At 73.1% G+C, this 19,261-nt stretch carries 19 protein-coding genes; 5 read left to right on the top strand and 14 right to left on the bottom strand.

What is annotated here, in order from left to right; all coding sequences use genetic code 11:
• Positions 1–112 precede the first annotated feature (112 nt).
• The 3 genes from SXIM_RS21250 to SXIM_RS21240 all read right to left on the bottom strand — a co-directional run bounded on the left by SXIM_RS21250 (position 113) and on the right by SXIM_RS21240 (position 4,259).
• Entirely contained in the window at positions 113–3,040 is a 2,928-nt protein-coding gene (locus tag SXIM_RS21250) for a glycoside hydrolase family 2 TIM barrel-domain containing protein (RefSeq protein WP_046724898.1), read from the bottom strand.
• A gap of 74 nt (positions 3,041–3,114) precedes the next feature.
• Positions 3,115–3,438, bottom strand: coding sequence for a hypothetical protein (locus tag SXIM_RS21245; RefSeq protein ID WP_030733754.1), 324 nt, complete (start codon positions 3,436–3,438; stop codon positions 3,115–3,117).
• On the bottom strand, positions 3,435–4,259 hold the full coding sequence (locus SXIM_RS21240) for a phytanoyl-CoA dioxygenase family protein (RefSeq protein WP_046724897.1): 825 nt from the start codon (positions 4,257–4,259) through the stop codon (positions 3,435–3,437). Before SXIM_RS21240 ends, SXIM_RS21245 begins: the two co-directional genes overlap by 4 nt.
• A gap of 72 nt (positions 4,260–4,331) precedes the next feature.
• Here SXIM_RS21240 and SXIM_RS21235 point away from each other — a divergent pair, with 72 nt between their 5' ends.
• The gene (locus SXIM_RS21235; RefSeq protein WP_043177815.1) at positions 4,332–5,129 is read left to right on the top strand and encodes an AraC family transcriptional regulator; all 798 of its coding nucleotides are present in this window, start codon (positions 4,332–4,334) and stop codon (positions 5,127–5,129) included.
• Between the two features lie 90 nt (positions 5,130–5,219).
• Here SXIM_RS21235 and SXIM_RS21230 read toward each other — a convergent pair whose 3' ends face one another.
• From SXIM_RS21230 to SXIM_RS21220, 3 genes are all read right to left on the bottom strand, one after another.
• Positions 5,220–5,606: a DUF6256 family protein gene (locus SXIM_RS21230; protein WP_030733748.1), complete on the bottom strand. Its 387-nt coding sequence runs from the start codon at positions 5,604–5,606 to the stop codon at positions 5,220–5,222.
• Between the two features lie 9 nt (positions 5,607–5,615).
• On the bottom strand, positions 5,616–5,864 hold the full coding sequence (locus SXIM_RS21225; protein ID WP_148236145.1) for a DUF6186 family protein: 249 nt from the start codon (positions 5,862–5,864) through the stop codon (positions 5,616–5,618).
• An 81-nt stretch (positions 5,865–5,945) separates the two neighbouring features.
• Positions 5,946–6,116 (bottom strand): hypothetical protein, encoded by a 171-nt coding sequence (locus tag SXIM_RS21220; RefSeq protein WP_030733745.1) that lies wholly within the window; start codon positions 6,114–6,116, stop codon positions 5,946–5,948.
• A gap of 140 nt (positions 6,117–6,256) precedes the next feature.
• Between SXIM_RS21220 and SXIM_RS21215 the strand changes: the two genes are divergently transcribed.
• Together SXIM_RS21215 and SXIM_RS21210 are read left to right on the top strand one after the other, a co-directional pair.
• The gene (locus SXIM_RS21215; protein ID WP_046724896.1) at positions 6,257–6,445 is read left to right on the top strand and encodes a hypothetical protein; all 189 of its coding nucleotides are present in this window, start codon (positions 6,257–6,259) and stop codon (positions 6,443–6,445) included.
• A gap of 370 nt (positions 6,446–6,815) precedes the next feature.
• Entirely contained in the window at positions 6,816–7,811 is a 996-nt protein-coding gene (locus SXIM_RS21210; RefSeq protein ID WP_174864333.1) for a LuxR C-terminal-related transcriptional regulator, read from the top strand.
• A gap of 50 nt (positions 7,812–7,861) precedes the next feature.
• Here the strand turns inward: SXIM_RS21210 and SXIM_RS21205 are convergent, their stop codons facing one another.
• Together SXIM_RS21205 and SXIM_RS21200 are read right to left on the bottom strand one after the other, a co-directional pair.
• On the bottom strand, positions 7,862–8,134 hold the full coding sequence (locus tag SXIM_RS21205) for a hypothetical protein (RefSeq protein WP_046724895.1): 273 nt from the start codon (positions 8,132–8,134) through the stop codon (positions 7,862–7,864).
• Complete coding sequence (locus tag SXIM_RS21200) at positions 8,124–9,461, bottom strand: amidohydrolase (RefSeq protein WP_046724894.1); 1,338 nt, start codon at positions 9,459–9,461, stop codon at positions 8,124–8,126. Before SXIM_RS21200 ends, SXIM_RS21205 begins: the two co-directional genes overlap by 11 nt.
• Positions 9,462–9,637: 176 nt before the next feature.
• Here SXIM_RS21200 and SXIM_RS21195 point away from each other — a divergent pair, with 176 nt between their 5' ends.
• Together SXIM_RS21195 and SXIM_RS21190 are read left to right on the top strand one after the other, a co-directional pair.
• Positions 9,638–9,814 carry a thiazolylpeptide-type bacteriocin gene (locus tag SXIM_RS21195; protein WP_030733737.1) on the top strand — a complete coding sequence of 59 codons (177 nt, stop codon included), beginning with the start codon at positions 9,638–9,640 and terminating at the stop codon, positions 9,812–9,814.
• Positions 9,815–9,954: 140 nt separating this feature from the next.
• Positions 9,955–10,689, top strand: coding sequence for a class I SAM-dependent DNA methyltransferase (locus SXIM_RS21190; protein ID WP_046724893.1), 735 nt, complete (start codon positions 9,955–9,957; stop codon positions 10,687–10,689).
• A gap of 11 nt (positions 10,690–10,700) precedes the next feature.
• Here the strand turns inward: SXIM_RS21190 and SXIM_RS21185 are convergent, their stop codons facing one another.
• The 6 genes from SXIM_RS21185 to SXIM_RS21160 are packed head-to-tail and all read right to left on the bottom strand — an operon-like array spanning position 10,701 to position 19,105.
• Positions 10,701–12,569, bottom strand: a complete 1,869-nt coding sequence (locus SXIM_RS21185) for a TOMM precursor leader peptide-binding protein (RefSeq protein ID WP_078846998.1) — start codon at positions 12,567–12,569, stop codon at positions 10,701–10,703.
• A gap of 15 nt (positions 12,570–12,584) precedes the next feature.
• Positions 12,585–13,340: an ABC transporter permease gene (locus tag SXIM_RS21180; RefSeq protein ID WP_030733732.1), complete on the bottom strand. Its 756-nt coding sequence runs from the start codon at positions 13,338–13,340 to the stop codon at positions 12,585–12,587.
• A 19-nt stretch (positions 13,341–13,359) separates the two neighbouring features.
• Positions 13,360–14,265: an ABC transporter ATP-binding protein gene (locus tag SXIM_RS21175; protein WP_046724892.1), complete on the bottom strand. Its 906-nt coding sequence runs from the start codon at positions 14,263–14,265 to the stop codon at positions 13,360–13,362.
• A 36-nt stretch (positions 14,266–14,301) separates the two neighbouring features.
• A complete protein-coding gene (locus SXIM_RS21170) occupies positions 14,302–15,420 on the bottom strand; it encodes a peptidase M50 (RefSeq protein WP_425473473.1) in 1,119 nt (372 codons plus the stop codon).
• Positions 15,402–16,457 carry a lantibiotic dehydratase C-terminal domain-containing protein gene (locus SXIM_RS21165; RefSeq protein WP_030733729.1) on the bottom strand — a complete coding sequence of 352 codons (1,056 nt, stop codon included), beginning with the start codon at positions 16,455–16,457 and terminating at the stop codon, positions 15,402–15,404. The genes SXIM_RS21170 and SXIM_RS21165 overlap by 19 nt, the downstream gene beginning before the upstream one ends.
• Entirely contained in the window at positions 16,457–19,105 is a 2,649-nt protein-coding gene (locus tag SXIM_RS21160) for a lantibiotic dehydratase (protein WP_046724890.1), read from the bottom strand. Before SXIM_RS21160 ends, SXIM_RS21165 begins: the two co-directional genes overlap by 1 nt.
• Between the last annotated feature and the right edge of the window lie 156 nt (positions 19,106–19,261).

Raw genomic sequence — 19,261 nt, 5'->3', positions numbered from 1 at the left:
GGTGTCCACGCGGGCCGCTCCTCGCCGTACATGTCCGGTGCACGTCACCAACGGGGTCGCGCGCGGAGGTTCACCACCCGGTGCGGCACGGAGACCCGCCGGGGCCGCGCGCTCAGTTCGCCCCCGGCGCGGTGAGGACCAGGGAGAACGTGGTGGGCGCGACGGTGAGCCGGTATTGGGGCAGCGGCCCGGGGCCGCAGGACTCGGTGCCGATGCCTTGGACGGACCGGTCGAGATGGACCCACACCGTGTCGCCCGGCTCCAGGTCGGTGGTGTGCCGGGCGGCGTCGAGCTGGACGTCGCTCCAGCGGCGGGCGGTGAACCAGAAGGGGGCGTCCCCGGCGGTGACGCGCAGGCCAGGGCCGCCGGCCGCACACAGTTCGGCCCAGCGGACATCGGGGCGGGCGCCGTTCTCCTGCGGGCGGACATACGGCGTCTGCATGTCGTCGACGTTCATGCTGTAGCGCCCCAGGCGGGACGCGGCACGGGTGTCGGGGTACGCCTCTCCGGGACCCCCTCCGTACCAGGTCGCGTGGTCGCAGGAGGCGGGCAGGCCCAGCAGCAGGCCAAGACGCGGCAACGGCACGGGCCACTCGCCGTCCGGTGTGACCGTCACCGTGAGCAGCAGCCGCTCGTCGTCGGCGCTCCAGTGGTAGGCGGCGTACAGACCGAGATCGGTGGCGGCGGGGGCGACCCGTGTGCGGACGGTCAGTGCCCGGTCGGCGGTGCTGATGCTGTCCACGCGGTGCTGGAGCCGGTGCAGCCCCAGCTTCCGCCACCGCATGGCGAGGCGGGCGTCCCCGAGCCAGGGGCCGCCGAGGTCGTTGTCGGTCGGTGCCCGCCAAACGTCGAGGCGCGGGCCCTGGCGCAGGTCGAGGCCGTTCAGCGAACGGAGTTCCCCGGTCGTGGCGTGGAAGACGGCGGGTCCGAGGTGGATGTTCCCGGCCTCAGCGAGCGGTGGCAGGAGTACGGCGGGCCGTTCGGGCAGCGGCCGGGGACGGGCGGGGAGCTGTGCCCAGGCCACGAGGTGGCCGCGCGGCGCCCAGGGGGTGTCGGCGCGGAGGCCGGCCCGGATGGTCCACACGGCTTCGCCCGCGCGGGCGTGCGGCGGGTCGGGGAGCGGGACCACGGCGGAGGTGCCGGGGTCCAGCGAAGGCACGGCCAGTGTCCCGGTGGCGGTCTCTTCCCCTTCGACCTCGAACGCCCAGGTGAAACTCAGGTGATCCAGGGCGGAGAAGTCGTGGCGGTTGGTGACGGTGATCGTTCCGGCGGCGGAGTCGCCGGTGATCCGCACCGGTTCGATGACCTTCTTGTACTCGATCAGGCCCGGGGAAGGGCTGCGGTCGGGGAAGAGAAGCCCGTCGCACACGAAGTTCCCGTCGTGCACGTCTTCGCCGAAGTCGCCGCCGTAGGCGTAGTAGGGGCGCCCGTCCGCCGTCCGCTTCGGCAGCCCGTGGTCGATCCATTCCCACACGAAGCCGCCCTGGCAGCGCTCGTAGGTCTCGAACAGCCGCTGGTAGTCGGCCAGCCCGCCGGGGCCGTTGCCCATCGCGTGGGCGTACTCCACCAGCAGCAGCGGGAGCGAGCGGCGACGGGCGTCGGCCTCCGGGTCCTCCAGTGGCTGCTCCTCGCCGCGGCCGATGGCCTCCACCTCGTCGTGCGGCGCGTACATCCGGGAGTAGAAGTCACTGTCCCGGTAGGAGTAGTCGTTCTCGTAGTGCAAGGGACGGGAGGGGTCGCGCTCGCGGATCCAGGCCGCCATCGCTGACAGACCCTGCCCGGCGCCGCATTCGTTGCCCAGTGACCAGATGACGACCGAGGGGTGGTTCTTGTCGCGCTCCACCATCCGCCGCGCCCGGTCGATCAGGGCGGGCGTCCACCGTTCGTCGGCGACGGGGTTGCCGCGCCAGTCGGGGAAGTAGCAAAAGCCGTGGGTCTCCAGGTCGGCCTCGTCGATCACCCACAGGCCCAGTTCGTCGCACAGGTCCAGGAAGGCGGGGTGCGGCGGGTAGTGGCTGGTGCGCACCGCGTTGATGTTGTGCCGCTTCATCAGCAGGACGTCACGTCGCATCGTCTCCAGGTCCACCGCCCGGCCGGTCTCGGGGTGGAACTCGTGCCGGTTGACGCCCCGGAAGAGGATCCGGCGGCCGTTGGCGGTGAACACCCCGTTCTCGACGCGTACGGTGCGGAACCCGATCCGCAGCGGGACGCGCTCCCCCGCCGTGATCAGCTCGCCGTGGTACAGGCGCGGGCTCTCCGCGCTCCACGGCTCCACCGGCGCCGATGTCTCCTCTCCCACCCGGACATCGAGGCCCAGTTCGGGCACGAGGATGCGGCCGGCGACGTCGCATGCGACGCGCAGCGTGCCCCGGCCCGTCAGGTGGTCGTATCCGGCGTGGACGAAGAAGTCGCAGGGCGCGCCGTCCGGGCGGTGCAGGAGGGTGACGTCCCGGAAGATGCCGGGCAGCCACCACATGTCCTGGTCCTCCAGGTAGCTGCCCGCCGACCACTGGTGGACGCGCACCGCCAGGACGTTGCCGCGCGGGCGCAGCAGGTGCCCGACCGCGAACTCGTGCGGCAGGCGGCTGCCCGTGAACCAGCCGAGTTCGTGCCCGTTGAGCCACACGCGGGCGCACGAGTCCACACCCTCGAATCGCAGAAGGGTCTCGCCGTCCTGCGGCCAGTCGCCGGGCAGGTCGAAGTCGAGTCGGTGGTCCCCGGTGGGATTCTCCGTCGGCACGCGTGGTGGGTCCACCGGTATCGGGTAGACGATGTTGGTGTAGGCGGGGGCGCCGTGGCCCTGGAGCACCCAGTGGCCGGGGACCCGCACGCGGGCCCAGTCCGAGAGGTCGGCCGTGTCCTCGGTGAAGGCGGTCCCCGTGCCCTCCGCCGTGTCCGACAACCGGAACGCCCAGGTGCCGTTCAGGGACAACCGGGCGGCATCGGAGGCCGCGTACCACACGCGGGCCGGCAGCGTGCCGTGCCCGGGCGAGCGGTCCTCTTCATAGGGGTGCCCGTCGTGCGCGGGGCGGGTGTCCATGCTCTCTCCTCCACAGGTGACGGTCGTGCCCCGACTGGCGCGCCCGTGCCGGCCGCACATCGGCGGCGGCGGTGTCAGCGGTCGTCGCCGATGTCCACGATCTGTTCGAAGAAGAACTCGTGTTTCAGGAACGACACGTCGTACTCGTGGCCCGGGTACGGCGGGATGAGTTGCGCCGCCTGGATCAGGCGCCAGCCGTCGCGCAGGGCGGCCACGCCCGTGGCGTAGGGCGGCTCCTCGGCGTCGCCGGTGGTGGGCGACGTGCGGCCGCTGCCGTCGTAGAACGCCCAGCCCAGGACGTGGGAATCCAGCGCCGAGGTGGACAGGTACAGCACCAGGATCCGCTGGCGGAGGGTGGCGCCGGGGACGGGGGCCGGGGTAGGCGGTGTCGTGGTCATACGGCGGCCTCCTGCGGGCGGTTCGAGACGCGGGTGACCCAGTGGTCGAGGTCGAAGGTGTCGTCGCCGGTCAGCGCCCGCCACATCAGGACGCGGTTGTACCGCTCCAGGCGGGCGGTCGCCTGCTCGTACCAGGGGAAGTGGGTGTCCAGTTCCGCCGCCACCCGCGGGTCCGCCAGATCCGAGGTGTCCCAAAGCAGTCGCTGCCGCACCGTCGGGTTGAAGCGGATCTTGAACATGTAGCGCGGGATGTCGCTGTCGTTGCGCCGGCCTCCGTGCCACAGGCCGTGGTGGAGAAACACCACGGTGCCCGCCTCGCAGACCAGCCGGCTCTGGCCGCGCAGGTTCTGGTAGCGGCCGGTGTCGCTCTCGTTGGTCCGCCGCAGATGACTGCCGGGGACGCTGAGCGTGCCGCCCATGTCGAGGGTCACCCGGGCCGGGTAGTACATGAGCTGGACATCGAACGCGTCGCGTCGCACGTCGATGATCGCGTCCGCGTGCAGCGGTTGCGCCTCCCCCTCGCGGGGCCCGCGAACGTGCACCGCGTGGTGGTCGATCCGGGGATCGGGCCCCACCAGACTGGCCAACGCGCCCGCCACTTCAGGGAGCTGGAGAAGCCGCCGGACGAAAGAGCCCTCCGGGTACGCCTGTGGCACCGGCGTACCGTACGGCACGGGCGGGACACCGGCGGGCAGCACCTCCATGGCCTCGTCGTTGAGCTCCGCGGGCACCACCGCGTCCAGACGGATCGTCCCATGGGAGACGAAATGAGCCATCTGCACGGAACTGAGGAGATGTTCCGTGATGTTGGTTGTGGTCATGCGCCTCAACGTAGAGGCCCCACCCCGCTCGGCGCGTGGGTTCCGCTCACCCACTACTGGTAAATTCCGACCATGCGCGAGATCCAGGTGCACCTTGAGGGCCCGCCCGTGGTCACCAGCGTCGGATTCGCCATCCACGGACCGGCCGGACACAGCGATCACTTCCGGCTGCCCGATCTGTGGCAACTCCACCTGTATCGCTACGAGGCCGACCTCACGGTGGGAGGCACCCCGCACACGATCCGTCCCGGTCGCGTCAGCCTCATCCCGCCCGCCACCCCGTGCCACTACCGCTATCGAGGACGCTCGGAGCACCTGTACGCCCACCTGCGCCTCCCCGTCTCGGGCACACCGCGCACCGTCCCCGTCATGCAGGACGCCGGACCGGAACTGCCCACGCTCTCCACGCTGATGCAGCAGGCGGTCGCCGCCTGGCCCAGCACCCCCGGCCGTGCGGCCGCGGAGATCTGGACCGCGCTGTGGCGGGTGGCCCACCTCGCCCCGGCCGAGCGCGGGGATCAGGACGCCCCGCACCCGGCCGTGAACACGGCCGTCGCCCACATCGAGGCCCGTCTGGCGTCCCCCCTCGCCGTCCCGGACATCGCCAGGGCCGCGGGGATCTCCCACACCCACCTCACGCGGGTCTTCCGCGCCGCCACCGGCAGTACCGTCGTCGCCTATATCCGGCAGCGCCGCCTGGCCCGCGCCCGACACCTGCTGCGCGAGTCCACCCTGTCCATTTCCGCCATCGCCGCCCAGGTCGGCATCCCCGACCTCCAGGCCTTCAACAAGGCGTGCCGCCGGGATCTGGGAGCTTCCCCCCGGGTTCTGCGTGCGACGCGCCAGGCCCCGGACCAGCGGGTTCCCTGAGGGGCCGAAGGTCGTACCGGTGGCCGCGGGGCCGGATCACGGGCGCGGCCGGGGGTTGCGCGACGTCCGAGCGGCCCCGCCATCCTTCGCTCAGGTTCCCGGCCCGGGCGGCGGGCGCCGGCCGGGGCGCGCGGGGCGGCGGGCCCGGCGGGTGGCGGCCCAGGAGGCGGCGAGGAAGAGCGGGAGCGTGAGGCCCATCAGGGCGAGCGTGCCGGTGACCGCGTGCAGCACGAAGGACGGATTGTGGCGGGCCAAGCCGCCGTAGTAGCCGACGATCACCACCATGAGCAGCAGCCAGCCGCCCACGTACGTACCGATGACCTGGCGCAGGAATTCCCGCCGGCCGCGGCGTTCCGGTCGGCGGCGGTGGGGGCGGGCCCGGGGATCGGCGCGGATGATCCGCACGCCCGTCGCAAGGTAGATCATCAGCAGCACGTAGCCGGCACAGACGGTGCCGATCGCGATCCAGTCCGCCATGGCGTCCGGTTACAGCTCCGGGCCGCGGAGCAGGAAGTGCCAGCCCTGGACGAACGCGTGCCAGCCGAACCAGAGCCAGGCCGCGAACAGTACCCAGCGGCCGATCTGGTGGCGCATCACCGCTTTCAGCGTCTGGCTGAGGGTGGGGAAGGAGTCGGTGGGGTTGATCAGGCCGATGGCCTCCCACGCGAACAGGCAGGCGAAGAGGACGGCCCACACCAGATAGCCGATCTGGGCGTGATGCGGCGCTTGGTACATGCGGTCATCGTTCCGCACCGCCTGTTCCGGGGGCGGGACGCGCGGCCGAAGCCGCGCCCCGCACCCTCGGTCAGCGTCCGGTCACCATCGGTACCAGCGGGCCCGGCGGCCGTGCGCCGTCAGGGGACGGACGATGAAGCCCGCGAGCCACACGATCAGCACCAGGACCGCGATCCACCACAGGACCTTCGCGGCGAAGCCGATCCCGAACAGGACAAGAGCGAGCAGCAGCACCAGCAGCATCGGAACCATGAATCATTCCTCCTCGTGATCCGCTCCGGAGTCATTCGGGTACCCCGGCCTCCCGGGTGGTTTAAACACGGGCGGTCCAGGTGAGGCGGGAGGGAGTACCCGTTGTCGAGCTGTACGAGCAGCACTGGAGGTGCGGCACCGTGAGCGAGAAGTCGGATGCGAACATGCAGAAGGCCAAGGCCAAGGCCGAGCAGGTGAGCGGCCGGGCGAAGGAGACACTGGGCCGGGCCCGGGAGAAGGTCGCCGACCAGCGGGCCAAGCGCGCCAGGAGCGACGAGCGGTCGATGCGTGAACGGCTCAAGGACGCGAAGGACGCGTTCAAACGCTGACCGGGTCCCCTCCGCCACCCGGAGCGGAGTGCGTCGTGGGCCGTGGCACGCGCCCGCCCCCGACGGCGATCAGAACCGGCGGTGACCGCCCGGCCGGGCCGGTGATGTGAGGATTAGCGCGGTCCGGCCGTCCGGTGAGCGTCCAGCGGCGCCCCCTCCCAGGGGGCGCCGCTTTCGTGCGTTCCGGGGGGTGGCGGCGGCGTGGGACCGGCCCGGGGCCGGTTCAGGCAGCTACCGGCCATTCGCCGAGCGTTCATCACATGCCCCCAACGGGCAGGAGTTTTCTTGGTCTTGAGCGACCACCGTCACAGTTTGCGCCTTTACTCTGAGACCAGGTCTCCTCATGTCCCCCACACCAGGAGGTTCAGTTGTGCATGCCCACGAGATGGCGGTCTTCGGAATCTCCGCGGCGGATGAGACCGTGTACCGGCATTTCCTCCGCAATCCGGACACCACCCCGGGCCATCTGCACCGGCTGCTCGACCTCGGCGAGGAGACCGTACGCGCCACACTCGACAAGCTCGCGGGGCTCGGCCTGCTGAGACCCGGGACGGCCCCGGGCCGTATCATCCCCGCCGCCCCCGAGACGGCCGTCGCCCGGCTCGCCGAACTGCGGCTGCGCGAGCTGTACCAGGAGGTGCAGCGGCTCACGCAGAATCAGCACATTCTCGCCACACTACGCGCGGAGACCCCCGTGCGGCACAACGCGCCGCGCGGCATTGAGCAGTTGGACGGCTGGCCGCAGATCCGCGACCGCATCGACGACCTGGCGTTCTTCACCCGCCAAGAGGTCCTGTACGCCGAGCCGATGGGCGAGGTACCCGCCGAACGGGTCGCCTACTGCGAGCCGCTGGCCCTGCGCGCGCTGCGCCGCGGCGTGCGCATCCGTGCCGTCGTCCCGGCCGCCGCGCTGGACCATCAGCCGACCGCCGCCATGCTCAGCAAGCTCGTCTCGCACGGTGCGCGGATGCGGATCGCGGACACCGTCACCGAGCATGTGCTGGTCTTCGACGGCCACTCCGCCCTCATGCCGCTCGACCCGTGGGACTCCATCCGGGGCGCGCTGCTCACCCGGGGCACCACGCTGGTCGCCAACCTGGTCGGGCTGTTCGAGAAGACCTGGGAGGGCGCCGAGGACATCGGGGTCCGCCTGGAGCGGCCGGGCGAGGATGTCGCGCCGCTGTCGGACGGCGAACTGCGCGTCCTGCAGCTGATGTGCACGGTCGGCAAGGACGAGGCCGGCGCCCGGGGACTGGGGGTCTCGGTGCGTACCTACCGCCGCTACATCGCCGATGTGATGCGCCGGCTCGGCGCCACCAGCCGCGCGCAGGCCGCCCTGCTCGCCCGCGAGCGCGGCTGGATCTAGCGCGGAGCCCGGACCCGCCCGGTGCCCGCACCCATCCGTACCCCGCCCGGCTACTCCTGGGCCCAGCCGCGCAGCGCCGTGTCCGCCAGCGCCCGCCGCACCGCCTCACGCGCCGCCGCCGCGTCCACGTCGAACCGCAGCCGTACCCGGTCCGGCTCCACCCGCACCGCGTGACACGACAGTTGCGCGGGCAGCAGCCACAGCAGCCGCAGGGCGGTCGTCTCACCGCCGGGTGCCCGCTCGTCGCGGCGCACCGCGATGACGTCCACGGGGTGCACGGGGTGTTCGCGCCCGTGCCGGCGCTGCTCATGCTCACGGAACATGCTGTTCGATGCCTCCGACCGTCTCCCGGGAGTACCGCAGAGCACACCGGAACGCCCCGGTCATCGCCCCGATGCCGGTCGGCAGGGCGGTACGGACGTCCGGGGCGAACCGCGGCGAGTGGTTGGGCGGCGGTGCGACGGGCTGATCCGTCCCACCGGCCGGGGCGAGGGCGGCGCGCCACCGCGCGGCGCCGACCGTACCCAGCATCCAGTACGCGCTCCGGATGTCCCGTCCCCCGTGCAGCCCGGCGCCCGCGCCGGCGGGCCCGAACCACGGAAAGTCCTCGGTCGCGGTGCCCGGCGGCAGGCCGGACACCCTGGACTCTCCGAACAACTCCCCGTGTGCGGCGCGCAGCGCCGCGGTCAGCCCCGCGTCGGGGGCCAGCACCGGTGACCGTGAGGTCTCGGTGAGATCAGGTGGCCGCGGCGCCCCCGACGCCTCGCTCTCGGCCCGCAGCACGCGCCGTACGGCGGCGGTCATCCGCTCCAGTACGGGTTCGCCGAACGCCCGCAGGCTGATGCCGAGTTCGGCGCGGTCCGGTACCACGTTGGCGCGGTCCCCGGCGCGCAGCCGGCCGACCGTCAGCACCGCCTGCTCCGCCGGGGCGATCTCGCGCGCCACGATGCCCTGCAGGCGCAGCACGGCGGCCGCGGCCGTCAGCACCGGGTCCACCGTGAGCTGCGGGGCCCCGGCGTGGCCGCCGAGCCCGTGCAGCACGGCGTCCAGGGTGACGCTGCCCGCCAGCACGGGCGCGCCCGGCGCGGCGTGGGCGAGGTGTCCGGCGGGGAAGGGCGCGGCGTGCTGGGCGAGTACGGCGTCGGGCGGGCCGCCGATGCGGTCGTACAGGCCATCGGCCAGCATGTCCCGGGCGCCGGTGAGGGTTTCCTCGGCCGGCTGTCCGACGATCACGGCGGTACCGCCGCGCCAGTCGGTACGGGCCAGGGTGCGGGCGGCTCCGGCGAGCGCCGCCAGGTGCAGATCGTGGCCGCAGGCGTGCATGACGCCCGGCACGGTGCTGGCGTACTTCAGCCCGGTCTCCTCGGTGACCGGCAGGGCGTCGAGTTCGGCGCGCAGCATGACCACGGGGCCCGCGCCGCGCCGGAGCACGCCGGCCACGCCGTGGCCGCCGATGCCCTGGGTGACCGCGTAGCCGTCCTCGGCCAGCCAGTTGGCGAACAGCGCGGCGGTGCGGTGCTCGGCGCCGGAGAGTTCGGGGTGGCTGTGCAGGGCGAGATACAGCTCCAGCGCGGGGCGGAGCACGTCGGGCGCCACGGTGGGCGGTACGGCCACGGCGGCTCCCTCCTCACTCAGCGGGGCATCGATCATCGCGCTGCGGCGCCACAGCGGCCGGTCAGGCCACCGACAGAAGGTGTCAGCGCACTGACAGCGGTTGGCGGGCCCATCTGCCAGCGGATGCGGCTGGAATGAACAGGTGCCCAAGCGTACCGCCGTGACCGGCGGTGCCACGGGGTCGAATCCCGCTTTCCCCGAAGGAGATTCCCATGTCGAAGAAGCCCGAGCTGGCCACCCTCGCCGACGAGATCCTGGAGCTGGAGTCGGAGACCTTCGAGATCTCGGACTACTCGGACGAGTCCGAGGTCGTGCTCGCCGGTTCGACCTCCTGCTCGTCGACCTCCACCTGCTCCAGCACCACGAGCACCACCTCCTGCTCCGCCTGATCCAGGGCACCGAGCGGTCCGGCGGTCCCCTGCGGGGGCCGCCTTTCGCGTGTGCGGCCGACGCCGCCGGGGCCGTGTTCGCGGTCGCGGTGGTGATAAATCCTTTGCCCGGGGGCCGGTTCGCCGGTCAGACTGCCGCGATGGCCGACCGACAGTTCGAGGACGAGAGCCTCGCCGCCCTGTACGACCTGTTCTGCCCGTGGGACCCGCGCGGCGACTTCTCCTACTACTTCCCGCTGGTGATGGCGGCGGGCAGTGTGCTGGACGTGGGCTGCGGCACCGGGATGCTGCTGCACCGGGCCCGCGAGGCGGGGCACACCGGGCGGCTGACGGGGATCGACCCGGCCCACGGGATGCTGGAAGTGGCGCGCGCCCGCACTGACATCGAGTGGATCCACGGCGATCTGTCCACGGCCGCGCCCGAAGGCGCGTTCGATCTGGTGGTGATGTCGGGCCATGCCTTCCAGGTCTTCGTCACGGATGACGCACTGCGCGCGAATCTCGCGGCGATCCGCTCGCTGCTGAGCGAGGACGGCCGGTTCGCGTTCGACACCCGGAACCCGGCGGATCGCGCCTGGGAGCGCTGGACGCCCGAGCACGGCCGCGAGGTGACCGGGCCCGGCGGGGAGCTGATCCGCTCCGAGCACCGGGTGACGGCGGCCGGCGGCGGCACGGTCAGCTTCACCACCAGCTACACGACCGACGGCGGCCCGCCCGAACTCAGTCACTCCACCCTGCGCTTCCTGGACCGCCCGGAGCTGGCCGCCTTCCTCACCGAGGCCGGCCTGGAGATCGTCACCCAGCACGGCGACTGGGATGGCTCCCCGGTGACGGACGGGAGCATCGAGATCATCACGGTCGCCCGCCGCGCCTGACCCCTCTATCCCTAAGGGAAGGGGTGCGGGGCCGGGTTGAGGTCCGTCGTGCCCGCCAGTCGGTGGAGTCTGGGCATGAGCGGGGCGCGCTGGCGCCGGTGGCCGAAGTCCAGCGGGAGCAGTCCCGGGACGAGGGTGGCGACGGTGTGCAGGCCGATCGCCGCCTGTTCCGGGGTGGTCTGGTCGACGGCGATCACGTCGTGTCCTGCGGTGGCCAGCGCGTCGCGCAGCGCGTGCAGATCGTCCAGCAGGTCACCGGTGCGCGGCCGTACCGCCTCCCAGTCGGCGAAGGCGTCCGCCAGGGGGACGGCCGCCGCGGGGGCGAGGAAGTGCTGGGCGTGCTCGGCCATCTCCGGCAGGCCGTACAGCTGGGCGTGGTCCTTCAGATGCTCGACCCGGGTGTGGTCCCGCGCCATCGCCCGCAGTTCCGCCAGCCGCTCCCCCACCTGGTAGGGCAGGTGCGGGATATAGGTGAGGACCTCGGAGAGCGCGCTGTCCACGGCCGACTCCGCGTCCAGGGCCGCCGCCGCGCCGAAGGAGAGATATCCGGGGCCGCCGTCGCGCCGTACCGCGAGACCTGTGATAACCGGTACTGGCAGGTCGGCGCGGGTGTCGAAGGCCCGCACCTCGTAGCCGAGCAGTTCCGCCCGGTCCAGGGCGGTGCGGATGGCCGGGTCGCGGCAGCTGTCCAGGTCGATGCGGGCCGGGCGGGTCCGCCCGTACCAGGCGACCAGGAACGCGTCGCGTTCGATCAGTTCCAGCAGCCCGAACAGGATCGCCTCGGTCAGGGTGCCGCCGGTGGCGCAGCCGTTGGAGCACTCGAAGACGAAGTTGTCGGCCCGCTCCCCCGCGCCGTAGTGCGCCAGTCTGGCCGGCACCAGGACCGGGTGGTCCTGGCCCAGCGAGTGCCCCCACAGCCAGGGGATTTCACGGTCCGGGTCGAACGGGGAGAGCAGCGGGTCCTCGCGGTAGGTGGCCTCGGCGTACAGGCCGCAGTCCGCCGGGTGCAGGACCTGGCGCTCCCCGTGGGCGCGCAGCAGGTCGTGGTACGAGCCGCGCACCGGCTGGAGGCCGCGCCGCGCGTGGGTGCCGGCGTACCGTTCCAGGCCCTCCAGGAAGGCGAGCCGGCGGCTGGTCTCGTAGCGCGAGGCCTGACCGCTCCAGGTGACGTCGTTGAGACCGGCGTACCCGCGCACGAAGTGGCTGCCGGAGACGGGGGCGGTGGTGGTGGAGACGGGGTTGAGTTCGGTGCGCGAGCCGAGCGCGCCGCACACCGGGTTGGCGAGGGCGTTCTCGGGCAGCGGGAACGAGGCCAGCGGACGGGTGCGGTGTCCGGCCGTCCGGGGTGAGGGGGTCAGCCGCATCCGGGCGCGCTCGGCGGAGGCGGGGGCCGGCCGTACGCAGTGCGGGCACAGCGGTTCCGGCAGCAGCGGGAAGGTGGCCAGCGCCAGGGTGTTCAGGTCGATCCGGGTGACGCGGGCGGGTTCGCCGGGCGGCAGTGGGCGGGGCGCGAGCGCCGCGCGGGCGGCCCGCACCGCGTCCAGCGCGTAATCGGTGAGCACCGGCCAGGCGGTGGCCCCGTCGGGGTCGAAGCCCAGCTCCAGCGCCTCCCGTTCGGAGCGGGAACGCAGCCGCTGCCAGCGGATGGCCAGGCAGTGGCCGCAGCCGCCGCCCGCACCCGGGTGCCCCCACGGCCCGAGCAGGACGGCGCGGGAGCTGAGGTGCACGGTGGCGGCGGGCCGCTCGGCGGCGTACGGGTCGGGCCCGGCGGTCTGGAGGGCGTCGCCGGCGCCCAGCGGGACCACGGGGGTGCCCAGGGCAGTGGCCAACTGGGCGCGGGCCGCTTCCAGAGGGGTGGCGGTGGCGGTGGGGAGACGCATGCGGGTGGCCCCTTCTCAGGTGCGGTCGCTCCAGCGGAAGGTCTTCAGGGCGAGCGCGCCGAACACCACGGCGAACGCGGCGAGTCCCGCGGCGCCCACCGCGATGTCGGTGCCGCCGCCGGAGCCGGTGAGCGCGGCGGAGACGCCGTCGTTGAGGTACTTCAGCGGGAAGATCCACGACAGGGTCTGCATCCAGGACGGCATCGCGTCCAGCGGGAAGAACGAGCCGGACAGGAACGCCATCGGCACCATCAGGCAGTTGGCGACCGCCGCCACCGCCTCGGGGGTGCGGGCGAAGCTGCCGACGATCACGCCCAGCGCCAGGAACGCCGTGATGCCCAGCACCAGGACCGGTACGGCCAGCGGCCAGCCGGCGTCCAGTTCCAGGCCGAAGGCGGGCAGCAGGGCGACGGCGACGAACAGCACCGCCTGGATGAGGCCGATGCCGATGGACAGGACGTAGCGCGAGCCGAGCACCGTGGTCAGCGGGGTCGGGGTCATCCGGATGACGCGCAGCAGATCGTCGCGCCGCCACTGCATCAGCACGAAGCCGACGCCGAAGACGGCGGCGTTGGCCACGCCCCAGGACAGCACGCCGGGCGCGATGTAGGAGATGTAGGGGCGCCCGCTCTCCTCCACCGTCTGGCCGCTGAAGATCAGCCCGAAGACCACCAGGAAGAGGAGCGGGAAGGCGAAGGTGAAGAAGAGGGTGGTCTTGTCCCGGGTGTAGGCCCGGTAGCCGGCCTCGCTCAGGGCCGCGTAGGCGCTCATGGTGTCGTACTCCGTCGCTTCAGGGCTGGTTGGTCAGCTGGAGGTAGACGTCCTCCAGGGTGGCGGTGCGGGTCTGCACCCCGTGCAGACCGCCGGCGGCCTTCTCCACGGCGGCGAGCAGCGGGCCGGCGTCGGCGGTCTCCAGGACCACGGCGTCGCCGTCGAGCGTGGCCGAGATGACGCCGGGCAGGGCGCCGGCCGCCTCCAGGGTGAGCCGGTCGGCGGGGACCACCAGGCGGGTGGCGGCGGAGCCGGCGGCGATCAGCCGGTTGGGGGTGTCGAGCGCGGTGATCCGTCCGTCCACCACGATGGCCACCCGGTCGCACAGCGCCTCGGCCTCGTCCAGGTGGTGGGTGGTGTAGACGATGGTGCGGCCGGCGCCCTTGAGGTCGCGCAGCACCTGCCACAGTTCGCGGCGGGCCTGCGGGTCGAGGGCGGCGGTGGGCTCGTCCAGGAAGATCAGCTCGGGGTCGTGGACCAGCGCGGAGGCGATCGCCAGGCGCTGCCGCTGGCCGCCGGAGAGGTCCTCGACGCGGACTCCGGCCTGTGCGGTGAGCCCGACGCGGGCCAGGGTACGGTCCACCGCCGCGCGGTCGGCGCGGTAGAGGGCGGCCACGGTGCGCAGGTGCTCGTGGGCGGTGAGGCGGACGAAGAACGCCGAACTCTGTGTCTGGAGCCCGATGCGGGGCAGCAGGGCGATGTCGCGGGGCCAGGGCCGGTGGCCCAGTACGGTGACGGTGCCCGCGTCGGCCTGCCGCAGGCCCTCCATGATCTCGATCAGGGTGGTCTTGCCGGCGCCGTTGGGCCCGAGCAGGCCGAAGAACTCGCCCTGGGCGATGCTGAAGGAGATGCCGTCCACGGCGTGTTTGGCGCCGTAACTCTTGTGGATGTCCGACAGTTCGACGGCCGGATCGGGGGTGGGCACGGGGGATCTCCTTCTGGCGGTTCGGCGTTCGGTGGTTCAGCGGGTGAGCACGGCGTGGGCGAGGACGGCGAGGACTGCGAGCGCGGCGGCGACGGAGGCGAGGGCGGTGGCGGCGTAGGCCGCGTACACCCGGCGGGCGCGGGGCGGATGGCCGGCCAGCGCCGTACGGTCGCGGCGCAGGACGGCGGTGAGGTAGGTGCGGCTGGAGCCGGCGAGGCCGGTGGCGCCGACCGCTTGGCAGACGATGGTGTAGCCGTCCAGTGGGGGGAGCGGGATGAGCATGGTGAAGGCGTGCAGGGAGCCGAGGAACAGCAGCCCGGCCAGGGCGTCGGCGGTGGCGCCGTCCGGGGCGAGCAGCCACCACACGAAGAAGGGCAGCAGAAACAGGGCGTTCATCACGGCCCCGGCCGCCGCGACATGGATACGGCGCCAACGCGTCGCCAGATAGCGGTAGTTGTCAACCGTGCAATACATGATCACCATCGGTAGCCGCCAGCGCAACCCGATCTCGCCGACCGTTCCGCCGTAGTGGCGGGCCGTGATGCCGTGGGCGAGTTCGTGGGCGGCGGTGCTCAGCCACAGCAGGGCGAAGACACCGGCGAGCAGCACCGGGTGGGTGAGGACGGTGACGGCGCCGTCCAGCAGCACCCCGGCGTGCAGGGCGAGGGTGATCTCCATGGCGGCGATCAGGACCAGCAGCGGCACGATCCAGCGGGCGGCGAGCAGCGGGCGTACGGCGCGGTGCAGCCGGGTGGCGGTGGCGTCGGCGTCGGCGACCAGCGGCAGGGAGCCGCGCAGCAGCCGGTTGGCGGGGCGCTCCGCAGCGGGCGGTGCGGGGTGCTCGGGGGCGCCCGCCAGCAGGCCCTTGGTGCCGAGCAGGGCGAGCAGTTGCCGCCAGTGGGCGTCGCCGAGCCGCCGGCCGTACTCCCGCGCGTACGCCGTGCCCAGTTCCTCCAGGGTGCGGTGACCGTCCATCCGGGCCAGCAGGAAGTGTTCGCGGACGCCGATCTCGAACGACCGGTCGCCGCCCGGGTGGTGCACCAGGTGGACCGTGCGGGGCCCGTGGAGCAGTGGTTCGCTCAGCAGCACGCCCGCGCGCAGCGCCGGCCGGTAGTCGGCGGTGGCGGCGGCCCCGCTCATGAGGTCATCACCCATCCGCGCAGCGCGCGGCCCAGGACGTGGGAGAGGTACGCCTCGTCCTGGATGGTGACGTGCAGTCGGTTGTTGGTCATGTGCATGTACGGGGAGAGCAGCCGGACCAGGGCCTCGTCCGGGTCGGTGACGCGCTCCTCGCGGTCCCCCTCCCAGGACCGGAACACCAGGTCCCCGGAGAGCGCCAGCGCGTGCGCCCGCTCGCGCAGCTCCACGCAGTGCGTCGCCCAGCCCGCCAGGAACCCGGGCAGCCGCTCCGGCTCCCCTGCGTCGAGCGCGGCGCGGATGCGGGTGTACCAGCGGGCCAGTTCCGGCCCGACCTCGTCGGCCTTGCGCTCGTACTCGGTGGAGCCGATGAACCCGGTGCCCGGGAACGCCCGGTGCCAGAAGGTGTAGTAGTCGTCGAGGTAAGCGGCCAGCTCCGGCTCGCCGGGGATGAACGCCGCCGACATCACCGTCATCAGCTGGGCCGAGGTGCCCAGCAGCACGGTGCGCAGATGCAGGTTCTTGGTGCGGAACGCGTCGATGACCAGGTCGCTGGAGTGCCGGAAGTGCCACTCGGCCAGCTCGATCCCGGCCGGGCCGCCGTACTTGCCGTACTCCGGCTCGTAGGGCATCGGCGCGTGGCTGTTGTTGGGGCGCAGGTTCATCTGCCCCTCGGGGTTCAGGTAGGCGCCGCGCTCGTCCTCGGGGAACTCGATCTCGAAAAGCTGGTTGTAGAAGTCCTTGAGGAAGCCGGCGTCCACCTCGTACAGGGCGGGGCGCTCGGCGAGGAAGGCGTCCACGGCGGCGGCGGTGCGGCGGCGCACCTCGGGTTCGGCGGCGGCGTCGGCCGGCTTCAGGCGCAGCCGCACATGCGGGCCCTCCAGCCAGTAGTTGATGAAGAACCAGTTGGCCAGCAGCCCGTCCGCCTCCAGTGCGGCGACCAGCGGGCGCACGCAGTGCAGCAGCAGGGGGCGCGGGTTGGCGGCGTAGTGGATGTGGGTGGCCTGCCAGGCGCCGCCGGCGGTGGTGGTCATGGGTGTCGTCGGCGTCGTCATCAGAAGGTCTCCACGGACAGCTCGGCGACATGGGTGCCGCGTTCGGTACGGGTGAGGGCCGCGTCCTCGCCGGGCAGCGCCTCGCGGAAAACGGCCTTGGCGGACGGCGACTTCAGCAGGGCCTCGAAGGCGGCCAGCGACAGCGGGCTGTCGGCGTCCAGGTACTGCGGCTTGGCGCCGGTGGCGCCGCGCGCCCCGCTGTCCGCGACGGTGACGAAGGTCTGCGCGGGCAGCCCGTGCCGGCGCCGCCAGCGGTGCCAGCCGAGGAACCACTCCTGCTCGCCGGTGCCGGGCCCGCGCAGCGGCAGGACGGAGGCGGGCGCGCTCCAGCGGCGGCGGGAGAGCACCAGCTCGCCGTGGCGCACCCGGGGGCGGCGGGTGACGCCCTCGTGCGGCTCGGACTCCGGGACCCCGCCCCACACATCGACCGGCGCCATGGAGCTGGGGGACAGCAGCAGCAGGGTGCGCGGCACCTCGGGGAGGGCGAGCGGGACGAGGTAGCCCAGGTAGACCGGGATGACCTCGGTGCCGCCCAGCCGGGTGGAGCGCAGCGCCAGCCGGTCGGTGGCCGGGTCGTGCTCCAGATAGAGGTCCTCCAGGTGGAGCCGGTGTTCCTCGGGGGCGGAGCCGGTCTCCCCGGGGCAGACGATCTCGTGGTCGGTGAGCCGGGCGTGCAGATTGAGGTTGGAGGTCACCGGCCCGCCGGTGACCTCGGCGAAGACGGCGCCGGGCGGCTGGAGGGCGCGGTTGCGCTCGCGCAGCGCCGTGGTGGTCCCGGTGCCCAGCGCGTGGGTGAAGCGGCTGAAGGGGAAGGACAGGCCGCCGTAGGAGCGGTTGAGGACGACGAGCGAGCCGGCGAGCTGGACGTGGTGGCTGTAGTACTGGCGGCCGTGGGCCGCGGGCCCGAGGGCGTCGGCCACCTCGTCGAGGAGCGCGTCGTCCAGGACGAGGTCCTCGTCGGGGCCGCTGTCCGTGTCCTGGTGGCGGTCCCAGCGGGCGCGGACGCCGTCGGTGAAGGCGCGGCGTGCGGCGTCCAGGGCGCCCAGGGCGGGCAGGCCGAGCCAGTTGGGCTCGGGGACGTAGCGTCCCTGCGCGTCGAAGGGGGTGCGGCGGGCCGCGAACGACAGGTACTGGTCGAAGAAGTCCTCGTGGAAGTCGTGGACCAGTTTCAGCAGGTCGTCGCAGCGTCCGCCGCGGCCGTAGCGGGCCAGGAAGAACCCCTGGAAGGTGATGCGCTGCGGCAGCGTCAGGTCGAAGGCGGGCAGGACGCGTTCGACGGCGCGCAGTCCGGTGCCGACGGGCTGCTCCCAGGCGGCGCGCGGGGCGCGGACGGCGGGCGCGAGGGCGTCCTCGTACAGGAGGGTGCGCGGTACGCGGGCGGTGGTGGCGCCCAGGCCGGTCTGCACGGCGGCCAGTTGGGCGCGCAGCTCGGCGAGCAGGGTACGGCGCTCGGCGGGGTCCGCGTCCGGGTAGCGGTCCAGGGCGGCGGCGGGTGCGTCGAGGGCGGCGGCGACATCGTCCGCCCAGGGGCGGTCCAGGGTGCGCAGGGAGTCCTGGAAGGCGCGCAGCGGATCGGTGTCGTGGGCCTGGGTGCGCAGGGCCGGGATCTGCACCATGCCGACGTCGAGCAGGGCGCCGAGGTAGCGGTCCACCTCGGCGGTATCGGCGCCGCTGACCTCGGCGAGCCAGGCGGCGAGTTCGCCGTGGCGCAGTTGCGGGCGGCGCTCGAACAGGCCGAGCATCCGCTCCAGGGCGCCGCTGCGGCGCAGGAAGAACAGCCGGTCCTTGACGGTGTCGAAGGTGACGGCGGTGTCGTCGTCCCCGGCGGTCACCCAGCGGCGGACATAGCGGACCCGGTCCTCCTCGCGGCCCCAGCCGGAGGCGAGGGCCACCGGGAGATCGGCGCGGCGGACCGGGTCGGCGGTGATGGCCTCGGCGATGCGGCCCAGGGCCAGCACGTTGAGGCGCGGGTGACTGTGCCAGGGCCCGGCGGCGTGCAGAGTGCGGGCGGTGGCGGTGGCGTCGTCGTCGGTGAACTCGCCCGGGGCCACGCCGGTGAAGGTGGCGAACGGGCTGGTCTTGCAGGCGGTGCGGTAGAGGTAGGCGAGCAGCGACCGTTCGATCTTCCGCGACCGCTTGTCGTCCCTGGGGGCGCGCAGATAGCCGTCGAGCTGGGCGTCGAGCGCGGGCGAGGCCAGCAGCAGGCCGGAGCGCAGCCGCTCCTCGGCGGCCAGTTCGCGCAGCGCGGCGCGGGCAGCCGCGGTCTCGGCGGACAGCAGAGCGGCGCCCTGCTCCGTACGGTCGGCGAGCGCGGCCCGGTCGCCGAGCCAGGACTCCAGGACCCGGCCGGCCGCCGGGTCCAGGCCGCCGACCAGCGCCAGATCGGCGGCGGGGTCACGCGGCAGCCGGTTGTTGAACACCTCGCGCCGCAGCCGCAGCAGGGCACGCCGGGCGCCGCCGTCCTCCGCTCCGGTCCGCGCGACCAGGTCGTGCAGCAGATCCCCGATCCGCTCGCCCTCGGCGGCGAGCCGCTCGGTGCGCTCCAGCACCTCGTCCGCCCACGCGCGCGACGCGGGAGCGCGCAGCCCCCGCACGCCCTCTACGGGCAGCCCGCCGACCCGCACCATGAAATGCCGCCCCAGCGTCATCGCCCGCACCTCCCGGTGCGAGAGGTGGAACGGGGCGCGGCGGCAGCGGTCCCGGAGGGCGTGGTGCCACCCCGGGCGGGCGACGACGCGGGGGACGCCGTCGCGGGGGAGGTCACGGCCGCCGTCACGGCGCGCGTCACAGCGAGCGCTGTCGCG

This window comes from Streptomyces xiamenensis (genome assembly GCF_000993785.3).
Lineage (GTDB): Bacteria > Actinomycetota > Actinomycetes > Streptomycetales > Streptomycetaceae > Streptomyces > Streptomyces xiamenensis.
The sequence above is the reverse complement of the archived record's forward strand: the minus strand, read 5'-3'. Positions and strand labels throughout refer to the sequence as shown.

Excerpts from the sequence above, each read along its gene's own strand:
- SXIM_RS21250 (WP_046724898.1), bottom strand. The coding sequence starts at position 3,040 with ATGGACACCCGCCCCGCGCACGACGGGCACCCCTATGAAGAGGACCGC.
- SXIM_RS21245 (WP_030733754.1), bottom strand. The coding sequence starts at position 3,438 with ATGACCACGACACCGCCTACCCCGGCCCCCGTCCCCGGCGCCACCCTC.
- SXIM_RS21240 (WP_046724897.1), bottom strand. The coding sequence starts at position 4,259 with ATGACCACAACCAACATCACGGAACATCTCCTCAGTTCCGTGCAGATG.
- SXIM_RS21235 (WP_043177815.1), top strand. The coding sequence starts at position 4,332 with ATGCGCGAGATCCAGGTGCACCTTGAGGGCCCGCCCGTGGTCACCAGC.
- SXIM_RS21230 (WP_030733748.1), bottom strand. The coding sequence starts at position 5,606 with ATGGCGGACTGGATCGCGATCGGCACCGTCTGTGCCGGCTACGTGCTG.
- SXIM_RS21225 (WP_148236145.1), bottom strand. The coding sequence starts at position 5,864 with ATGTACCAAGCGCCGCATCACGCCCAGATCGGCTATCTGGTGTGGGCC.
- SXIM_RS21220 (WP_030733745.1), bottom strand. The coding sequence starts at position 6,116 with ATGGTTCCGATGCTGCTGGTGCTGCTGCTCGCTCTTGTCCTGTTCGGG.
- SXIM_RS21205 (WP_046724895.1), bottom strand. The coding sequence starts at position 8,134 with ATGTTCCGTGAGCATGAGCAGCGCCGGCACGGGCGCGAACACCCCGTG.
- SXIM_RS21200 (WP_046724894.1), bottom strand. The coding sequence starts at position 9,461 with ATGATCGATGCCCCGCTGAGTGAGGAGGGAGCCGCCGTGGCCGTACCG.
- SXIM_RS21195 (WP_030733737.1), top strand. The coding sequence starts at position 9,638 with ATGTCGAAGAAGCCCGAGCTGGCCACCCTCGCCGACGAGATCCTGGAG.
- SXIM_RS21190 (WP_046724893.1), top strand. The coding sequence starts at position 9,955 with ATGGCCGACCGACAGTTCGAGGACGAGAGCCTCGCCGCCCTGTACGAC.
- SXIM_RS21185 (WP_078846998.1), bottom strand. The coding sequence starts at position 12,569 with ATGCGTCTCCCCACCGCCACCGCCACCCCTCTGGAAGCGGCCCGCGCC.
- SXIM_RS21180 (WP_030733732.1), bottom strand. The coding sequence starts at position 13,340 with ATGAGCGCCTACGCGGCCCTGAGCGAGGCCGGCTACCGGGCCTACACC.
- SXIM_RS21170 (WP_425473473.1), bottom strand. The coding sequence starts at position 15,420 with ATGGGTGATGACCTCATGAGCGGGGCCGCCGCCACCGCCGACTACCGG.
- SXIM_RS21165 (WP_030733729.1), bottom strand. The coding sequence starts at position 16,457 with ATGACGACGCCGACGACACCCATGACCACCACCGCCGGCGGCGCCTGG.
- SXIM_RS21160 (WP_046724890.1), bottom strand. The coding sequence starts at position 19,105 with ATGACGCTGGGGCGGCATTTCATGGTGCGGGTCGGCGGGCTGCCCGTA.